We start from the raw sequence: 15,932 nt of genomic DNA on the forward strand, positions 1-15,932 counted from the left end.
GACAGAAGGTATGACGAGCGCCACCGTCCGCGTACTCTCCGTCGCTGCGAACGGCAGCAGCCTCTGGACGGCCGCGTTTCTCGTCGCGTTCGGGCTGTTGGCGTCGGTACTTCTGCACGCCTGGACCGATCACACCCTCGAGACGTTCGGCGGTGACGACGCGTCGCCGCAGAAAACCAACTGTCGGGCCTGTGGCGCCCGGATCGCGGTCGAAGCCGACCGGTGTCCGTACTGCGAACGGTCCCTCGACGAGGACGACGCGCCGGACTACGGCCGGGTCGGAACCTAGGACGGCCGCCCGGCGGTCGATTCGGTACGCCCGCGACCGCCGCGGGGATGCGCCGGGAACGGGCTCGGACGCGTTCCGCGACCGACCGTTGCTGTGGCATTCACAAGTACCATATCGACGGGCGACTCAGTGGCTCGTATTCAGGTGGTTACGTGACCGAGAAACGCGAATACAGAGACGACTATCCCGACAAGACGCTGTACATTCCGGGGCCGACCGAGGTCCGCGAGGACGTCATCGAGGCGATGAGTCAACCGATGTTCGGCCACCGGATGGACCGGATGACCGACCTCTACACAACGATCGTCGAGGACACCAAGGAGTTCCTCGGCACCGACAACGACGTCATCGTCCTCACCGGCTCCGGCACGGAGTTCATGGAGAGTTCGATCCTCAATCTCGTCGACGACGACGTTCTCGTGACAACCTGCGGCAGTTTCAGCGAACGCCAGGCCAACGTCGCGGAACGACTCGGTAAGGACGTCGACACCCTCGAGTACGAGTGGGGGAAGGCGGTCAAGCCCGAGGACGTCCGCGAACGCCTCGAGGAGAGCGACGCCGACTACGACGCCGTCACCTGCGTGATGAACGAGTCCTCGACGGGCGTTCGGAACCCGATCGAGGAGATCGGCGACGTCCTCGCCGAGTATCCTGACACCTACTTCATCGTCGACGCGGTCTCCGCGCTGGGCGGGGACTACGTCGACATCGACGCCCACGGGATCGACGTCCTCTTCACCTCGGTCCAGAAGGCCTTCGCGATGCCCCCCGGGCTGGCGGTCTGCGTCGTCAGCGACGCGGCCTACGAGCGCGAACTCGAGTCCGAGTCCGCGTCGTGGTACGGCGGCTTCCAGCGCTCGCTTGACTACTACGATCGGAAGGGGCAGACCCACTCCACGCCCGCCATTCCGGTGATGCTGGCCTATCGGAAACAGATGAAACACATGCTCGAGGAGGGCCACGACGCCCGCGACGGGCGCCACCGGGAGATGGCCGAGTACACCCGCGAGTGGGCTCGAGAACACTTCGCGATGTTCCCCGAGGAAGGGTACGAATCGCAAACTGTCAGCTGCATCGAGAATACGCGAGGGATCGACGTCGCCGAGACCATCGACGCCGTCAGCGAGGAGTACGACATGGTCTTCTCGAACGGCTACGGCTCGCAGCTGGGCGAGCAGACGTTCCGCATCGGCCACATGGGCGAACACGACCGCGAGTCCATCGAAGCGCTGACCGACGCCATCGAGGACGTCGTCGGACTCTGATCGGGCACACGCGGACCGCGGGCAACGGACCGAGCGCCGCCTCGCGGGGTCCGGCCCCGGTCCCGTTCGGCTCCGTGCCGGCACCCGGAAACGACGATCCGCCGTTGACACACCGGGACGGCGTCCGAACCGCAGCTCTACAGCGACGCGGTGGCTACCCCGACGACGCTCGAGTGAGACCGCGAACTGAACCCGAAAAATCGAAACTACTGAATGTGGCCTTCGCGCCGGAGCTGGTCGGCCTCGCTTTTCTCGTAGCGCCAGGTGATGTCGGCCTTCTCGTCCTGCCAGTCCCAGGGATCGACGAGGACGACGTCGTCCTCGCGGATCCAGATGCGTTTTTGCATCTTGCCGGGGATGCGCGCGGTGCGTTCGGTCCCGTCGGCGCACTGTACCTTGACGCGGTTCGCCCCGAGCATGTTGGTGACGGTCGCGAACACCTCGTCGTCCTCGGGCATTCGAAGGTTGTTCCGACCGCCGTCACCGTCGTCGCTCATACCGCAGGCTTCGGGTTCGATCGGTTTAATCCTTTATCGATTTCGTCGACCGAACCGCCACTGGCTGGCGATCTTGGGCCGTGACGAACCGCGTCGCTTATCCCCCTGCCCTGACCAGTCGACCGTATGCTGCGGCATCTCGGGCCCCTCGGAATCGTCGGTATCGCGCTCGTGCTGGTCGGACTCGTCGTCATCGCCTACGAGAGCCTCCTGGTCGCCGCCGGGTTCGCGCTCGTCCTCCTCGGCCTCGGACTGGCCGTGAAGGCGCTCGTCTCGAGCGTGTTCAGGCAGTTCGGAATGATGTAGCCGTCGGCTCGCCGCCCTTCTCAGACCTCGTTGTCGCCCGCCCGGTGTTCGCTGATGAGCTGATCGACCATCTCCGCCTTCCGGTCGCGGGTGCGTTTCTCGGCTCGGTCCCGCCAGTCGTCGATCGCCGCCTCGACGTCGTCCTCGCGGGCGACGGCGAGCTCGTCGACCTCCTGCATCGCGACGTCGCCGGCCGGCCCGACCGGGATCTCGTGCTCGAAGAGGATCTCGTCGGCGATGTCCGACAGGCCGCCCTCCTTCAGGACGACCCGCGGCTCGAACCCCGCGAGCAGCTCCGCGGTCGAACGCCCCGCGCCGCTGGCGTCCCGGAGGTAGACGACGTCGCCGGCCGCGATCCCGTACTGCTCGTCGGCCTCGCGGATCGCGCCCTTCGTGAACTTCTCGACGACCTTGACGGGGACGAGTCCCTCCTTCTCGGCGGAGACGTCGCTGAAGTTCGAGTGGTCGAGCTTCCAGAGGGCCTTCATCCGCTCGACTTTCCCCTCGAGTTCGTCGACCGTCTCGCGGGCCTCGTCGCGCTCGCGCTCGAGGCGGTCGGCCTTGCGCTCGAGTCGGGAGACTTCCCGGTCCTTGCGAATCTCCTTGCGCTCCTGGCGGCGGGCCCCGCTGAGGCTGTTCTCGAGTTCGTGGATGCGCTCGTCTCTCTCCTCGAGTCGGTCCTCGAGGGTTTCGACGTGGGACTGGAGCCGTTCGACCTGCGTCTTCAGGTCCTTGATCTTTCGCTCCTCCTCGGTCAGCTCCCGGGGCTCGTGCTCGGTCGACTCCTCCTCGTCGTCGTCGTCCTCGGTCAGGTCGGTCAGGACCGCCTCGACGCTCTCCTCGCCGGCGACGACGCGGGCGATGACCTCGCCGCGGTCGATCCCCGGCGGGATCTTCTCGGCGATGCGTTCGAACTGGCCCTCGTGGTCGTCGGCGGCGTACAGCGCCGCGGCCATCGCGTCTCGCTGGTGGTCGTCGTCGTAGGGGTGGTCGCGGGTCCGGTGTTGCTTCTCGTCGACGGGGAGGTCGCTGTCGGGCATCCAGCCCGCCGCGTCGAAGCTCCGGCGAAACTTCTCGACCGTCTCGGGCATCGGCGTCACGTCCGCGGCGACGATAATCGGCCGTCCGCGCTCGACGATCCACTCGATCACGTCGGCGGTGTCGCTCGTGCGCGAACTCCAGACGTCCAGTACCTCGCCCTCGAGGCCGACGATCGCGACCGCGGTCGTCGTCCCGGGGTCGATACCGACGACGACGTGGTCCCGTCGCTTGGCCAGCGGGCGGAACTCGATCCCGTCGCGGCGTTCCCGCTCGATCTCGACGCGGACGTCGCCCGAGCGGTTCCGCGAGACCGGGATGTCCTGGGGGCGGGCCTCGACGGTGAAGACGGCGTTGGCGAAGCCCCCGTAGGCCTCTCGCACGTCGCGCTCGTACTCGAGGTTGGCCTCCTCGAGTTCGGACTCGACCTCGCGGGCTCGCTTCCTGACCGAGCCGTGGATGCGACGGGTGTAGCGGTCCTCGCTCCAGCCGCCGCTGCCCGTCGAGCGACCCCGCGAGACCTTGACCGTCGTCGTGTCCGTAAACGCCGAGACCTCGTGGCCGACGTTGTGCGCCGCCAGTCTGGCCGCGGCCTCGGCCTCCTGCATCGGCTGTTTGCCGTAGGGGATCCCGTGGCGTTTCGCGACACGAGAGAGTGGCTCGGGCTGTTCGGCGCCCGTCACCTGGACTAGCTTCGTCCCGGCGGGAAGCGATCCCAGGAAGTGGATCAGCTGATCCTTGTCCGCCGCCAGCTCGTACATGTTGTCCGTGGCGACGATGGCCGGCTCCTCGTCGTCGATCAGTCGCCTGAGTTTCCGGTGGGTAACGACGTCTCGGTCGACGCCCTCGTCGTCGTAGACGACCAGCGCGTACGACGGCGCGTCCCCGCGCACGTCGCCGCTCTGTACGTCGACGCCGAAGACGACCGCGTCGAGCGCACTCGTTCGCGTACTCACGGGATCGTCTAGGGTCGAGTCGCGTATAAATCCGACGCGGATTGTCACCCGAAGGCAGCGCGGTCCGTGCCGCTTACCTCGATTATTAGGAGCCGGTCGGCGTGAATCGACCATGGAGTACACGACCCTCGGATCTACCGGGATGGAAGTCAGCAAGATCTGTCTGGGCTGTATGAGCTTCGGCAGCGGACGGGACTGGATGCTAGACGGCGAGGAGGCTCGCGAACTCGTCGAACGCGCGATCGATCTCGGGGTCAATTTCTTCGACACCGCGAACGTCTACTCCGCGGGAGAGAGCGAGGAGATCCTCGGCGACGCGCTCGCGGACTACGACCGCGACGAGTTCGTCGTCGCCTCGAAGGTCCGGTTTCCCGGCGCCGACGAACACCGCAACGCCGAGAGACTCTCCCGGAAGACGATCGAACAGGAGCTCGAGGCCTCCCTCGACCGCCTGGGGATGGACACGCTCGATCTCTACCAGATCCACCGCTGGGACTACGAGACGCCGATCGAGACGACGCTGCGCGCGCTGGACGACGCCGTCCGCCGCGGGCGGGTCCGTCACCTCGGGGCGTCCTCGATGTGGGCCCGCCAGTTCCTCGAGGCCAGGCGGGTGAGCGAGCGGGAGGGACTCGCGCCGTTCGAGACGATGCAGAACCTCTACCACCTGGCCTACCGAGAGGAGGAACGCGAGATGTTCCCCGTCTGCGACGCCCACGACGTCGCCACGATGCCCTGGAGCCCCCTCGGCGCGGGGTATCTCGCCCGTCCGCACGGGGAGTTCCGGACCACGACCCGCGGCGACCACGAAGTCGAGAACGCGGGCGTCCCCTACCACGAGTTTCCCGCCAGCGAGGAGATCAACGGCCGCGTGCGGGAACTCGCCGACGAGTACGGCGTCGCGATGGCCCAGATCGCGCTGGCCTGGCAGTTCCAGAACGACAACGTGACGGCCCCGATCGTCGGCACATCGAGCGTCGATCACCTCGAGGAGGCCGTCGAGGCGCTCGAGCTGTCGCTGTCGGCCTCGGACGTCGAGTACCTCGAGGAGCCCTACGAGCCGGTTCCGGTGTACGGTCACGAGTGACTCGAGGGCGGCCGCGGGCGGAGAGCCGCGCGGCGAGTTCCGCGAACGATCCGCCGTCAGGAGGTGTGTTCGGCGGTCCAGCCGGGATCGCGACCCGTCCGTTCGATCCGATCGGAGCGACAGGCCGGACAGTAGTCGGGAGTCGAAGTTTCGCTTCGGGGAACGTAGACCGCGCCGTCGCACGCCACGCAGGCGTCCGGAACGACCGTCGCACAGTCCGCACAGACGTTGAAATCGTCGGCCGTGAGTCCGCGCAGGGGCTCGAGTTGTTTGTCTAGGGTGTACTCGTCGATGATCGCCCGACAGTTGTGGCACGGTTGCATGTCGATGCCCCTGATCCTGTGTGACAGTGGCACAAAATCCTGTCGGCCGACTGCAGTCGGGGCGACCGTTCTCGGCGACCGAGTCCGCTCAGGTGTCCGGATACGGGATCTCGAGTTCCTCCCCGTCGTCCGGAACGAACACCTCGCCCGGGAACACCTCGCGGGCCTCCTCGAGGTGGGCCGAGACGTCGCCGGCGTACCGCGAGGAGAGGTGCATCAGCGCCAGCCGTTCGGCGCCCGCGCGGGTGGCGATCTCGGCGGCCTGACTGGCCGTCGAGTGAGCGGTGTGAGCGGCGCGGTCGGCGCGGTCGTCCGCGAACGTCGCGTCGTGGATCAACAGGTCGGGATCGTCCGCGGCCTCGATCGCCGCGGCGACCGGGCGGGTGTCGCCGGTGTAGACGATCGATCGCCCGGGGCGGGGGTCGCCGACGACCTGTTCGGGGTCGACGACGGTTCCGTCCTCGAGTTCGACGGGCTCGCCCGCGTGGAGCTGCGAGAACTTCGGCCCCACGGGAACGCCGAGCTCCTCGGCTCGCTCGCGGTCGAACCGTCCCTTTCGATCGTCCTCGATCAGGGCGTAGCCGACCGAGCGGGTGTCGTGGTCGGTCGCGAACGCTCGCACCTCGTACTCGTCGGCGCGGTAGGCGACGTCGCCGCCGCCGACCTCGTCGATCCGCACCGGAAACGAGGGCCGGTTGCCCAGCGCGTGGACCAGCGATTTCAGCTCCCGGCGCGTGCCGCGAGGTGCGTGGATCGCCAGGGGATCCTCGCGGTCGTTGAAGTCCATCGTCTGGAGGAGTCCGGGAAGTCCGAGGACGTGATCGCCGTGGAGGTGCGTGACGAAGATCTGGGAGATAGAAAAGCCCGTCCCGAACCGCATCATCTGACGCTGAGTCCCCTCGGCGGCGTCGAACAGCAACCCCTCGCCCTCGCGGGCGACGAAGATTCCGCTCGGATTCCGCTCGGTCGTCGGAACGGCCCCGCCGGTCCCCAGAAACGTCACGCGCAGTGGCATCACTGTCCGTTCGACGCGCTGAGACTAAACCGCCTTCGGATCCGTCGGGCCCGACGAGGTCGGCGGGGCCGCGCCGTTCCGAACCGGCAAACGGACTGTGCGTTTTACGTCCCTGCAGCGCTAACGTGTCGAGCATCACTACCCCCAAATGAGTTCGAGAGTGACGTTCGGAACCATCAAGAGAGTTACCGCCGTCCTGATCGCGATCGCGATCGTTCTCGCGGCGGGAATCATCGTCGGACAGGCGCCGGCTATCTTCGGCGTCGACGACGATCCCGCGGCTTCGATCACGTTCGAGGATCAGGAAAGCGACGGCACGAGCGTCACCGTCGACGAGGTTACCCTCTCCGACGGCGGGTTCGTCGTCATCACCGCCGACGGCGACGAGCCCCTCGCGGTCTCCGAGTACCTCGAGGACGGATCCCACGAGAACGTCACCGTCGAGAGCCGGGAGAACGGGACCGATCTCGCCGGGCAGCTGACCGCGACGGTTCACGAGGACACCGGCGAGGAGGAGACGTTCGAGTACGGCGAGACCGACGGCGAGGAGGATCCCCCCTACCTCGAGGACGGGTATCCGATCAGCGACACCGCGTCGGTGACGATCGACGAGGAAGCGGGCGTCTCCAACTCGTTCCTCGTCGAGTCGCTGGAAGCCCCCGACGCGGCGACGACAAACGAGACGATCACGGCCGTCGCCGAGGTCAGAAACCCCACGGAGTTCGCACAGCAACAGGTCGTCGAGTTCCGACTGAACGGCACCGTCCTCGAGCGCCAGATCCTCGAGCTCGACGGCGGCGAGAGCCGCGAGGTCACCTTCGAGATCGACACGAACGGCGCGCCACCGGGCACCCAGACCTACGGTGTTTACACCGACGACGACGGCGAACTCGGCGAGATCGAGCTCGAGTTCCACACGGATCCGTCCGTCGACGTCGTCGACGCCGACACCGACGAGGTGACCGTCGACGTCGCGACCCCCGAGCGCGGGTTCGTCGCGATCGAGGACGGCGACGAGGTCCTCGGCACCGGCGACGCGCTCGATCCCGGCGAGCACGAGAACGTCACCGTCGCGTTCGACGAGAACGCCAGCGTCGGCGAGGACGACGAGTTGACCGCCGTCGTCTACGGGGGCGACCCCGAGGACGTCGAGTCGGCGGCGCCCATCGAGCACGACGGAGAGCCCGTCGAGCAGACGTTCACCGTCGCGGAGGCTCGAGCCGAATCCGACGAAGCCGAGAACGGCGCGGACGGGAACGGCGCAAGCGACGGGGCGTAACGCGGCGGCCAACCGACCGATTCTTACCGCTTACACCCCTACCGACGGGCGATGGACGCGCCGCTGTGGACCGACACCCACGCCCCGGAGCTGGCCGAGTTGCCACAGGACGACGCTCGCGAGTACCTCCAGCGAGCCGTCGAGGAACCGCTCAACCTCGTCCTGCAGGGACCGCCCGGCAGCGGCAAAACCGCGGCGGCGCGCGCGCTCGCTCGAGCGGCCCACGACGATCCGGACAACGACTTAGTCGAGATCAACGTCGCCGACTTCTTCGGCCGGACGAAAACGGAGATCAAGAACGACCCCCGCTTCGCCGCCTTCCTGGCCGGGCGGTCGTCGATGTCCAAACGCGACATGATCAACCGCGTCCTCAAGGAGTCGGCGAGCTACGCCCCCGTCTCCGGGGAGTACAAGACGATCCTGCTGGACAACGCCGAGGACGTCCGCGAGGACTTCCAGCAGGCGCTGCGCCGGATTATGGAGCAACACCACCGAACGACCCAGTTCGTCATCGCGACCCGCCAGCCGACCAAGCTCATCCCGCCGATCCGCTCGCGGTGTTTCCCCGTCTCGGTTCGCGCGCCGACCAGCGAGGAGACCGTCGCGGTGCTGGAGCGGATCGTCGAGGCGGAAGACGTCGAGTACGACGACGAGGGCCTCGAGTTCGTCGCCGGCTACGCGAACGGCAACCTCCGGAAGGCGATCCTCGCGGCCCAGACCACCGTCGAGGACGCGGGCGAGCTAACGATGAGCGCGGCCTACGAGACGATCGGCGAGGTCGGCCTCGCCGAGGAGGTCGAGGGGATGCTCGAGGACGCCGAGGCGGGCGCGTTCACGGACGCCCGGAAGACGCTGGACGACCTGCTCGTCGACGAGGGACTCGACGGCGAGGAGGTGCTGGATCTCGTACTCGAGGTCGCGCGGAAACGCTACCAGGGCGAGAAACTGGCCCGCACCCACCGGCTGGCGGCCGACGTCGAGTTCGAGATGCACGAGGGAACGAGCGACCGCATTCACGTCTCGCACCTGCTCGCGGAACTCGGCCGGAACGCGTAGCCGCGTCACGTTCCGGGCCCGGACTTTTCGCGATTCAGAACCGAGGGGTGGGTATGCCGACCGTCCGCGAGACCTACATCGAAAACCGATTCCGCGTCCAGCCCAACCACGCGAACAACAACGAGACGCTCCACGGCGGGAACCTGATGAAGTGGCTCGACGAGATCGGCGCGATGGCGGCGATGCGCTTCGCCGGCGAGACCTGCGTCACCGCCCGGGTGAACGAACTCGACTTCGAGCGCCCGATCAGGATCGGCGACATCGCGCTGGTCGAGGCCTACGTCTACGACGCGGGTCGCTCGAGCGTCCACGTCGCGCTGCGGGCCTGGCGAGAGGAGCCCCGAACCGGCGAGGCCGAGAAGACGACCGAGTCCTCCTTTACTTTCGTCGCGATCGACGAGGACGGGAGCCCGCAGCCGGTTCCCGAACTGACCGCCGAGAGCGAGGAGGGAAAACGGCTTCGCGAGCGCGCACTCGAAGCCGACTACTGAGTTCTCACTCGAGTGCCAGCACGTACCGCGTCAGCGACCGGTGCACCCGGCGTTCGAAGGCGGCCTCGAGGTTCCAGCCGGCCTGGCGAGCCTCGCTCGCCCACGAGCGGTCGGCGACGACGACGGCTCGCGAGGCGATCCGGCGGGCTTCCGAGAGCGCGCCCGAAACGAGGTCCTCGAGGCGGTGGGTGTCGATCTTCGACTGGCGGCCGTAGGGCGCGTCGAAGACGACGCCGTCGACCGCGCCGTCGGCGAACGGCAACCGGGTCGCGTCGCCGCGGCCGACGTGCCACGAACCGCGGGAGACGCCCGTCGGCGACGGCTCGTCGCGCTCGAGGAAGTGCTCGAGGTTCGTCCGCGCGCCGTCGACCATCTTCGCCTGGGCGTCCGTACCGACGACGTCGGCGCCGACCAGCCCCGCCTCGACCAGCACGCCGCCCGTTCCGCACATCGGATCCAGGATCGTCGCGCCGGGGCGGGCGCCCGCGACGTTCGCGACCGCGCGGGCCAGCAGCGGGTCCATGCTGCCGGGCTGGAAGAACGGCTTGTCCGTCGGCGCGCGGGTTCCGAAGTCGCGGACGCTCTCGGCCGCGAGCCAGCCCAGCGCACAGACCGACACCGACTCGTCGACCCCTCCCTCGGCGTTCGAGAGCAGGTCGCCCCGCCCGTCCTCGTCGCGCTCGAACTGACCCTCGGAGAAGGCCACCCGCAGGAGGTAGTCGGGGTCCTCGAGATCCACCGAGAAGCCCCGGTCGACCAGCACCTGGCCGAGTTCCCGTTCGGCGCACTCGGTGCTGACGCCGGTCGAACCGTGGACGTCGGTCGCTCGCACCGCGACTGTCGCGTCCCGGTCCCGATCGATCGAGGCCGCCTCGAGCAGCGCCCTCGCGCTCGCGAGGTCGGCGTCGGTCCGACCCAGCAGTTCGCTCGCGCGGTGCGCGTAGGCGAGTCCGCGAACGCGCTCGGGAACGACGGCGTTCGCGAGGGCGAGTCCGGGCGCGATCGGGCGAACGTCGGCCGCGGCGCTTTCGGCCTCGCGGGCCGCGAACGCGTCGTCCTCGCCGCCGAGCTCGAGGAAGTACACGTTTCGTCGTGACGCGGGCGCGAGTATCAGCGTACCGTTTTCCGCGCTCGGAACACGATCGCGTCTCGATGGTTGCTCGAGAACTTAGCACACGGATTCGGCTGAATCGCTCGGAGGATGCCGAGCGACGGTGATTTCGTTATCGAACCGTTCGGTACAAACCGGATATATCAGGTGCCGGTACCAACCTTTATAAACCTTAAATACGTCTTTTTAAGCGACTTATGACGGATCCGAAGGACACCATCAACATCGAAAACGTGGTGGCGTCGACCGGCATCGGACAGGAGCTCGATCTGCAAAGCGTCGCGATGGACCTCGAGGGGGCCGACTACGACCCCGAACAGTTCCCTGGCCTCGTCTACCGCACGCAAAACCCCAAGTCCGCCGCCCTGATCTTCCGCTCGGGGAAGATCGTCTGTACCGGTGCGAAAAGCACCGACGACGTCCACGAGAGCCTCCGCATCGTCTTCGACAAGCTCCGGGAGCTCCAGATCCAGGTCAACGAAGACCCCGAGATCGTCGTCCAGAACATCGTCACGAGCGCGGACCTCGGACGCAACCTCAACCTGAACGCGATCGCGATCGGGCTGGGCCTCGAGAACATCGAGTACGAGCCCGAGCAGTTCCCCGGTCTCGTCTACCGGCTCGACGAACCCGAGGTCGTCGCCCTGCTGTTCGGTTCCGGGAAACTCGTCATCACCGGCGGGAAAAAGCCCGAGGACGCCGAACACGCCGTCGACAAGATCGTCTCCCGCCTCGAGGATCTCGGCCTGCTCGAATAGGGACCCCGCACGATTCTCGCGGTCGTCGCTCCCCCAGAACCATCGTTCGCGCTGACCGTTCGCGCCGTTTCTGCCGCGTTCGTTCCGATACCGACCCGCTACCGGTCCGCCCACGGGTCCGCGACCGACGGCGGTAATCCCGGTTTACCCCTCTCGTATCGCGACCGTCGAGTTCGTCGCGACCGTTCGCTCGAGTTGTCGACCGTTTATTTCGGCTCGAATCGTCGGGACTGGCCTAAACCGGACCGGAGGATCGGAAACGACCGACCGCGTTTATTCGACCCGGCTGAGTCTCCGTCAGTGATGACGCTCCATCCGGACCGAACGGCGTCCGTCGCCGAGTGGTCGAGCGGAGAACCCGCGTGCCTTCGTGCCCTCACCCGCGGCGAGTTCGGCCGCGTGCTGTCCAACGACCGACGACGCGGGGTCGTCGAGCACCTTCTGGCCGCCGAAGAGCCGATCGCGGTCCAGCAGCTCGTCGGCTGGCTCGCGGACGCCGAGGACGAGACGACCGCCCTGACGACCATCCACGAGCTGCGACAGCGGGTCCACGTCGCGCTGTGTCGGACCCACCTGCCGCTGCTCGAGCGCTACGGCCTCGTCCGGTACGACCGCGAGCGCGGGCAGGTCTCGCCCGCGGCGAACCTCCGGGAGTTCGAGTCCGTCCTCGAGGACGTCGACCTCGAGCGACCCTGGTGACCGACGAACGCGTTGACCACGTTGTTGCACCGTCACCGGGGTGCGACAGTTCGGACCGACCGGTTTTGTAATACGGGACCTGACCGATTAGTCAGCCGCCTGGCCGCCGTCAACCGGTACAGTGACACCGGTCACGAAGGACGCATCCTCGGAGCAGAGAAAGGCCACGACACTCGCCATCTCTTCCGGTTTGGCGTGGCGCCCCATCGGGACGTCGGACATGGCACTCGTGTCGAACGGCAATTCGCGGGGATCCGAACCGCCCGCCATCGTCTCCTGGATGTTCGTCTCTGTCGGCCCGGGCGCGATCGCGTTGACGCGGACGCCTCGCTCGGCGTACTCGAGTGCGGCCGTCTTCGTCAGCCCCACGACGCCGTGTTTGCTGGCGACGTAGTTCCCGAGTCCACCCATCCCGACGAGTCCCGCCTCGGACGCTGTGTTCACGATGACTCCCCCGCCCTGGTCTTCCATCACGGCCAGTTCGGCTTTCAGTCCGGCCCAGACACCCTTCAGATTGACGTCGACGAGTTGTTCCCAGTCGTCCTCGTCGATGTCCGCGACATCCTCGAAACCGGTGAGGATACCGGCGTTGTTGTGGGCGATGTCGAGACTCCCGTACGTATCGATTGCGACCTCGACGAGTCGCTGAACCGCTTTGGGGTCGGTGACGTCGGCCGAGACGAAAGTGGCGGATCCGCCGTCGTCCTCGATAGCTGCGACCACGTCCTCACCACGGTCCTCGTCGATGTCGGAAACCACGACGTTAGCGCCCTCGCTGGCGAGGCGTCGAGCCGTTGCGCGTCCGATTCCCGATCCGGCTCCGGTAACGAGCGCCGTATCGTCAGTGAAGCGTTCCATATCCCCTTGAACGTACGTTCAGAAGGGATATATAGTTCAGGACGGATCTCGCCCCGCTGTTGGGCGATCGTTGTACGCGACCGACGCCTCCCACGTCACGTCCGATCCGTGGCGCCGCTTCGCCGGACGGGGCTGTCATCGACACTCCTTCGCCAGTCGCTCGAGAACCCTACTCGACGAGCCGTTCGATCTCCGTGACGAGGATGTCGCTGGCGCCGGCTCCTTTGACGTCGGTGATCGTCTCGAAGACGTCCCGCTCGTCGACGACGGCGTGGACCGCGAGCATCCCGTCGCCGTCGTCGTCGGCGATGTCCATGATCGTCGGGCCGCCGAGTCCGGGGATCACCTCGCGGACGTCGGCGAGTCGATCCTCGGGGACGTTCATCATCAGGTAGCGTTTCCCCTCGGCCTGTTTCACCGACGACAGCGCCGTCCGCACCTCCTCGACTTTCGGATCGTCGACGACGTCCTCGCGGGCGAACAGCCGCACGGAGCTCGAGAGCACCTCCTCGACGATCGCCAGCCGGTTCATCTTCAGGGTCGTTCCCGTGCTCGTGATGTCGACGATGGCGTCGGCCATCTCGACGTGGGGCGTCAGCTCGGTTGCGCCCGAGACCTCGACGACGTCGGGCTCGACGCCGGTCTCGGCGAAGAACTCGCGGGTGATGTTGGGGAACTCGGTGGCGACGGTCTTGCCGGCGAGATCCGCGACGCTTTCGATGTCGTCGTCCTCGGGCGCGGCGAGGACGAGCCGGCAGCGTCCGAACTCGAGGTCGAGCAACTCGGCAACGTCGTCGACGCGGGCCTCCCGGACCTGGTCGTAGCCCGTGATTCCCATCTCGGCCGCGCCGTCGGCGACGTACTCGGGGATGTCGGCCGCGCGGGCGAACAGCACCGAGACGTCGGGGTCGACGGTGTCGGCGTACAGTTTGCGGTCGGCACCGTTCTCGAGGTGCAGCCCCGCCCGTTCTAGGAGGTCGATCGTCGGCTCGTGCAGGCGGCCCTTGTTGGGGACGGCGATTCGCATTATCGGACCGTTCGACGTCGCACGGGAACTGTTTTTCCCTCCCGGCGACTCGAGCGGTCAGAACGCGGATCGAAAAACGGTTCGAAGCGGGATCGGGGGTTCGAAAGCGACCCTAGAACGACACCGCGTCGGGGGAGTACGGGCTCCCCGGCGGCGTCGGATCGCGGTCGCTGTAGCCGACCCGACCGACCGCCTTGTTGCTCACCGCCGAGTAAACGGCGAACCGGGCGTCCTCGGAACTCTCGAAGGTTTCGGACTCCAGACGCTCGAGTACCTCCTCGACCGTCTCGGTCCCGTTCGGGAGTTCGAGGGTCCGCTCGCCGTGCTCTGCGATCAGTTCCTCGGTGGTCGCGGGGTACTCGTAGTCGTCGATGACTTCGCCGGTGCCGTTGAGCAGCATTACATCGATATCTGCGTGAACAATGATTATAAACATTTTCCATAATCAATCTCTAGGAGTACCCTACACCTTAAACACCTAGAGGGTACCGGGCCCGGCGACGATCGCACAACGGTGAGCTTAGGGACCCGGGAGGGATGGAGTACGACATGGTCTACGCCGATCTGCACGTCCACACGACGCGTTCGGACGGGGTGCTCGAGCCCGACGAGGTCCCCGCGGCCGCGCGCCGATCGGACGTCAGCGTCGTCGCGCTGACCGATCACGACCGGCTACAGCCGTTCGACGAGTCCGCGGTCGAACGCGAGGGCGTGCGGATCGTTCACGGCATCGAACTGCGGGTCGAGACCGACGCCGGCCTGCGCGTCGACCTGCTGGGCTACGGGATCGAGCCGACGGCGGCCCTCGAGGCGACGACCAGGCGGATCCAGCGCAACCGGATCGAGCGCGGCCGGGCGATCGTCGAGCGGGTCGAGGACCGGCTCGGGATCGACCTCGGCGTCACCGTCGAGGACGGGTTCGGTCGCCCCCACGTCGCGAGGGCGATCGACGACCACCCCGACGCGGCCTACGACTACCAGGGCGCGTTCGAGCACCTCATCGGCGGCGACTGCCCCTGCTTCGTCCCCCGGGAGCTGCCGTCGTTCGACCGCGGCAGGGACGTGCTGTCCGAGGCCGGCCGGATCGTCTCGCTGGCCCACCCGTTCCGGTACCCCGATCCCGCGGCCGCGCTCGAGTTGACGAGCGCGCTCGACGGCGTCGAGCGATACTACCCCTACGGCCGCGAGATCGACCCCGAACCGATCGATCGGGCCATCGAGCGACACGGACTGGTCGCGACGGGGGGCACCGACGCCCACGGGCGCGAGTTCGGCGTCGCCGGACTCTCGGAAGCGGCGTATCGAGGGCTCGGGCTCGAGGGCTGACCGCGGACAGGAGAGCCGATAGCGGAGGGTTCAATGTCGCCTGGTTCGTACGGGCAGCCATGAACTGTCACTACTGCGACCGCGAGGCGGCCTTCGCAGCCGAATCCGACGGGCTCAAGGTCGGGCTCTGCGAGGAGCACTTCCGCGAACGGTTGCAGGAACTCGCCGAGGCCGACGGCCTCGAGGCGCTCAAAGAGCAGGTCGACGTCGACCGCGCCGAGTAATCAGGCCGTCCGGCCGGCGTCGACGTCGATCGCGTCGACGGGACAGACGTCGACACAGAGCATACAATCGATACACTGGGCCTCGTTGGCGGGATCGGCCTTCTCCTCGCTCTCGGGGTGGCCCGGCGTGTCGACCCACTCGAAGACGTCGACGGGACAGTCCTCGAGGCAGGCGCCGTCGGCGATACAGAGGTCGAAGTCGACCGCGACGTGGGTGCCGTGGATGCCGAGCTCTTCTGGCTCGTCGACAGGTCCCCAGACGGCGTGGCCCTCGTGTTCGTCGACCTGTTCCCGGTTCTCGTTGAACTGCGGATCTATGGCCATTGC

At 67.2% G+C, this 15,932-nt stretch carries 20 protein-coding genes; 11 read left to right on the forward strand and 9 right to left on the reverse strand.

Annotated elements, in window-relative coordinates:
• The first annotated feature begins 10 nt into the window (after positions 1-10).
• Positions 11-289 carry a hypothetical protein gene (locus tag C492_RS04805; RefSeq protein WP_008421001.1) on the forward strand — a complete coding sequence of 93 codons (279 nt, stop codon included), beginning with the start codon at positions 11-13 and terminating at the stop codon, positions 287-289.
• 152 nt (positions 290-441) lie between these two features.
• Complete coding sequence (locus tag C492_RS04810) at positions 442-1,554, forward strand: pyridoxal-phosphate-dependent aminotransferase family protein (RefSeq protein WP_008421002.1); 1,113 nt, start codon at positions 442-444, stop codon at positions 1,552-1,554.
• A gap of 206 nt (positions 1,555-1,760) precedes the next feature.
• On the opposite strand, the gene eif1A is transcribed toward C492_RS04810, so the two are convergent.
• Positions 1,761-2,051, reverse strand: a complete 291-nt coding sequence (gene eif1A, locus C492_RS04815) for a translation initiation factor eIF-1A (protein WP_008421003.1) — start codon at positions 2,049-2,051, stop codon at positions 1,761-1,763.
• 126 nt (positions 2,052-2,177) lie between these two features.
• Here eif1A and C492_RS04820 point away from each other — a divergent pair, with 126 nt between their 5' ends.
• Complete coding sequence (locus C492_RS04820) at positions 2,178-2,357, forward strand: DUF7470 family protein (RefSeq protein ID WP_008421004.1); 180 nt, start codon at positions 2,178-2,180, stop codon at positions 2,355-2,357.
• Positions 2,358-2,377: 20 nt separating this feature from the next.
• Here C492_RS04820 and C492_RS04825 read toward each other — a convergent pair whose 3' ends face one another.
• Positions 2,378-4,351: a DUF460 domain-containing protein gene (locus C492_RS04825; protein ID WP_008421006.1), complete on the reverse strand. Its 1,974-nt coding sequence runs from the start codon at positions 4,349-4,351 to the stop codon at positions 2,378-2,380.
• Between the two features lie 112 nt (positions 4,352-4,463).
• On the opposite strand from C492_RS04825, the gene C492_RS04830 reads away from it, so the two are divergent.
• Positions 4,464-5,438: an aldo/keto reductase gene (locus C492_RS04830; protein WP_008421008.1), complete on the forward strand. Its 975-nt coding sequence runs from the start codon at positions 4,464-4,466 to the stop codon at positions 5,436-5,438.
• A 56-nt stretch (positions 5,439-5,494) separates the two neighbouring features.
• Here C492_RS04830 and C492_RS04835 read toward each other — a convergent pair whose 3' ends face one another.
• Together C492_RS04835 and rnz are read right to left on the reverse strand one after the other, a co-directional pair.
• Entirely contained in the window at positions 5,495-5,761 is a 267-nt protein-coding gene (locus C492_RS04835; RefSeq protein ID WP_008421010.1) for a DUF7571 family protein, read from the reverse strand.
• An 88-nt stretch (positions 5,762-5,849) separates the two neighbouring features.
• The gene (rnz, locus tag C492_RS04840; RefSeq protein ID WP_008421012.1) at positions 5,850-6,776 is read right to left on the reverse strand and encodes a ribonuclease Z; all 927 of its coding nucleotides are present in this window, start codon (positions 6,774-6,776) and stop codon (positions 5,850-5,852) included.
• 148 nt (positions 6,777-6,924) lie between these two features.
• Between rnz and C492_RS04845 the strand changes: the two genes are divergently transcribed.
• Genes C492_RS04845 through C492_RS04855 form a run of 3 tightly spaced genes read left to right on the forward strand, consistent with a single transcriptional unit; the run spans position 6,925 to position 9,602 of the window.
• Entirely contained in the window at positions 6,925-8,055 is a 1,131-nt protein-coding gene (locus tag C492_RS04845) for a DUF7282 domain-containing protein (protein WP_049892732.1), read from the forward strand.
• 51 nt (positions 8,056-8,106) lie between these two features.
• Positions 8,107-9,111 (forward strand): AAA family ATPase, encoded by a 1,005-nt coding sequence (locus C492_RS04850; RefSeq protein WP_008421015.1) that lies wholly within the window; start codon positions 8,107-8,109, stop codon positions 9,109-9,111.
• A 53-nt stretch (positions 9,112-9,164) separates the two neighbouring features.
• Positions 9,165-9,602: an acyl-CoA thioesterase gene (locus C492_RS04855; RefSeq protein WP_008421018.1), complete on the forward strand. Its 438-nt coding sequence runs from the start codon at positions 9,165-9,167 to the stop codon at positions 9,600-9,602.
• A 4-nt stretch (positions 9,603-9,606) separates the two neighbouring features.
• Here C492_RS04855 and C492_RS04860 read toward each other — a convergent pair whose 3' ends face one another.
• Complete coding sequence (locus C492_RS04860; RefSeq protein ID WP_008421020.1) at positions 9,607-10,686, reverse strand: methyltransferase domain-containing protein; 1,080 nt, start codon at positions 10,684-10,686, stop codon at positions 9,607-9,609.
• Positions 10,687-10,910: 224 nt separating this feature from the next.
• On the opposite strand from C492_RS04860, the gene C492_RS04865 reads away from it, so the two are divergent.
• Together C492_RS04865 and C492_RS04870 are read left to right on the forward strand one after the other, a co-directional pair.
• Entirely contained in the window at positions 10,911-11,471 is a 561-nt protein-coding gene (locus C492_RS04865) for a TATA-box-binding protein (RefSeq protein ID WP_006671604.1), read from the forward strand.
• A 303-nt stretch (positions 11,472-11,774) separates the two neighbouring features.
• Positions 11,775-12,170, forward strand: coding sequence for a DUF7344 domain-containing protein (locus C492_RS04870; RefSeq protein ID WP_193364841.1), 396 nt, complete (start codon positions 11,775-11,777; stop codon positions 12,168-12,170).
• A gap of 87 nt (positions 12,171-12,257) precedes the next feature.
• Here the strand turns inward: C492_RS04870 and C492_RS04875 are convergent, their stop codons facing one another.
• The 3 genes from C492_RS04875 to C492_RS04885 all read right to left on the reverse strand — a co-directional run bounded on the left by C492_RS04875 (position 12,258) and on the right by C492_RS04885 (position 14,455).
• The gene (locus C492_RS04875) at positions 12,258-13,028 is read right to left on the reverse strand and encodes an SDR family NAD(P)-dependent oxidoreductase (RefSeq protein WP_008421024.1); all 771 of its coding nucleotides are present in this window, start codon (positions 13,026-13,028) and stop codon (positions 12,258-12,260) included.
• Between the two features lie 169 nt (positions 13,029-13,197).
• Positions 13,198-14,055 carry an ATP phosphoribosyltransferase gene (gene hisG, locus C492_RS04880; protein ID WP_008421025.1) on the reverse strand — a complete coding sequence of 286 codons (858 nt, stop codon included), beginning with the start codon at positions 14,053-14,055 and terminating at the stop codon, positions 13,198-13,200.
• A gap of 112 nt (positions 14,056-14,167) precedes the next feature.
• The gene (locus C492_RS04885; RefSeq protein WP_008421027.1) at positions 14,168-14,455 is read right to left on the reverse strand and encodes a DUF5789 family protein; all 288 of its coding nucleotides are present in this window, start codon (positions 14,453-14,455) and stop codon (positions 14,168-14,170) included.
• 149 nt (positions 14,456-14,604) lie between these two features.
• Between C492_RS04885 and C492_RS04890 the strand changes: the two genes are divergently transcribed.
• Complete coding sequence (locus C492_RS04890) at positions 14,605-15,381, forward strand: PHP domain-containing protein (RefSeq protein WP_049892734.1); 777 nt, start codon at positions 14,605-14,607, stop codon at positions 15,379-15,381.
• A 59-nt stretch (positions 15,382-15,440) separates the two neighbouring features.
• A complete protein-coding gene (locus C492_RS24445; protein ID WP_008421032.1) occupies positions 15,441-15,605 on the forward strand; it encodes a DUF6757 family protein in 165 nt (54 codons plus the stop codon).
• On the opposite strand, the gene C492_RS04895 is transcribed toward C492_RS24445, so the two are convergent.
• A complete protein-coding gene (locus C492_RS04895) occupies positions 15,606-15,929 on the reverse strand; it encodes a 4Fe-4S dicluster domain-containing protein (RefSeq protein WP_008421034.1) in 324 nt (107 codons plus the stop codon).
• Positions 15,930-15,932 lie beyond the last annotated feature (3 nt).

This window comes from Natronococcus jeotgali DSM 18795, from assembly GCF_000337695.1.
In the GTDB taxonomy this organism is placed as follows: Archaea; Halobacteriota; Halobacteria; order Halobacteriales; family Natrialbaceae; genus Natronococcus; species Natronococcus jeotgali.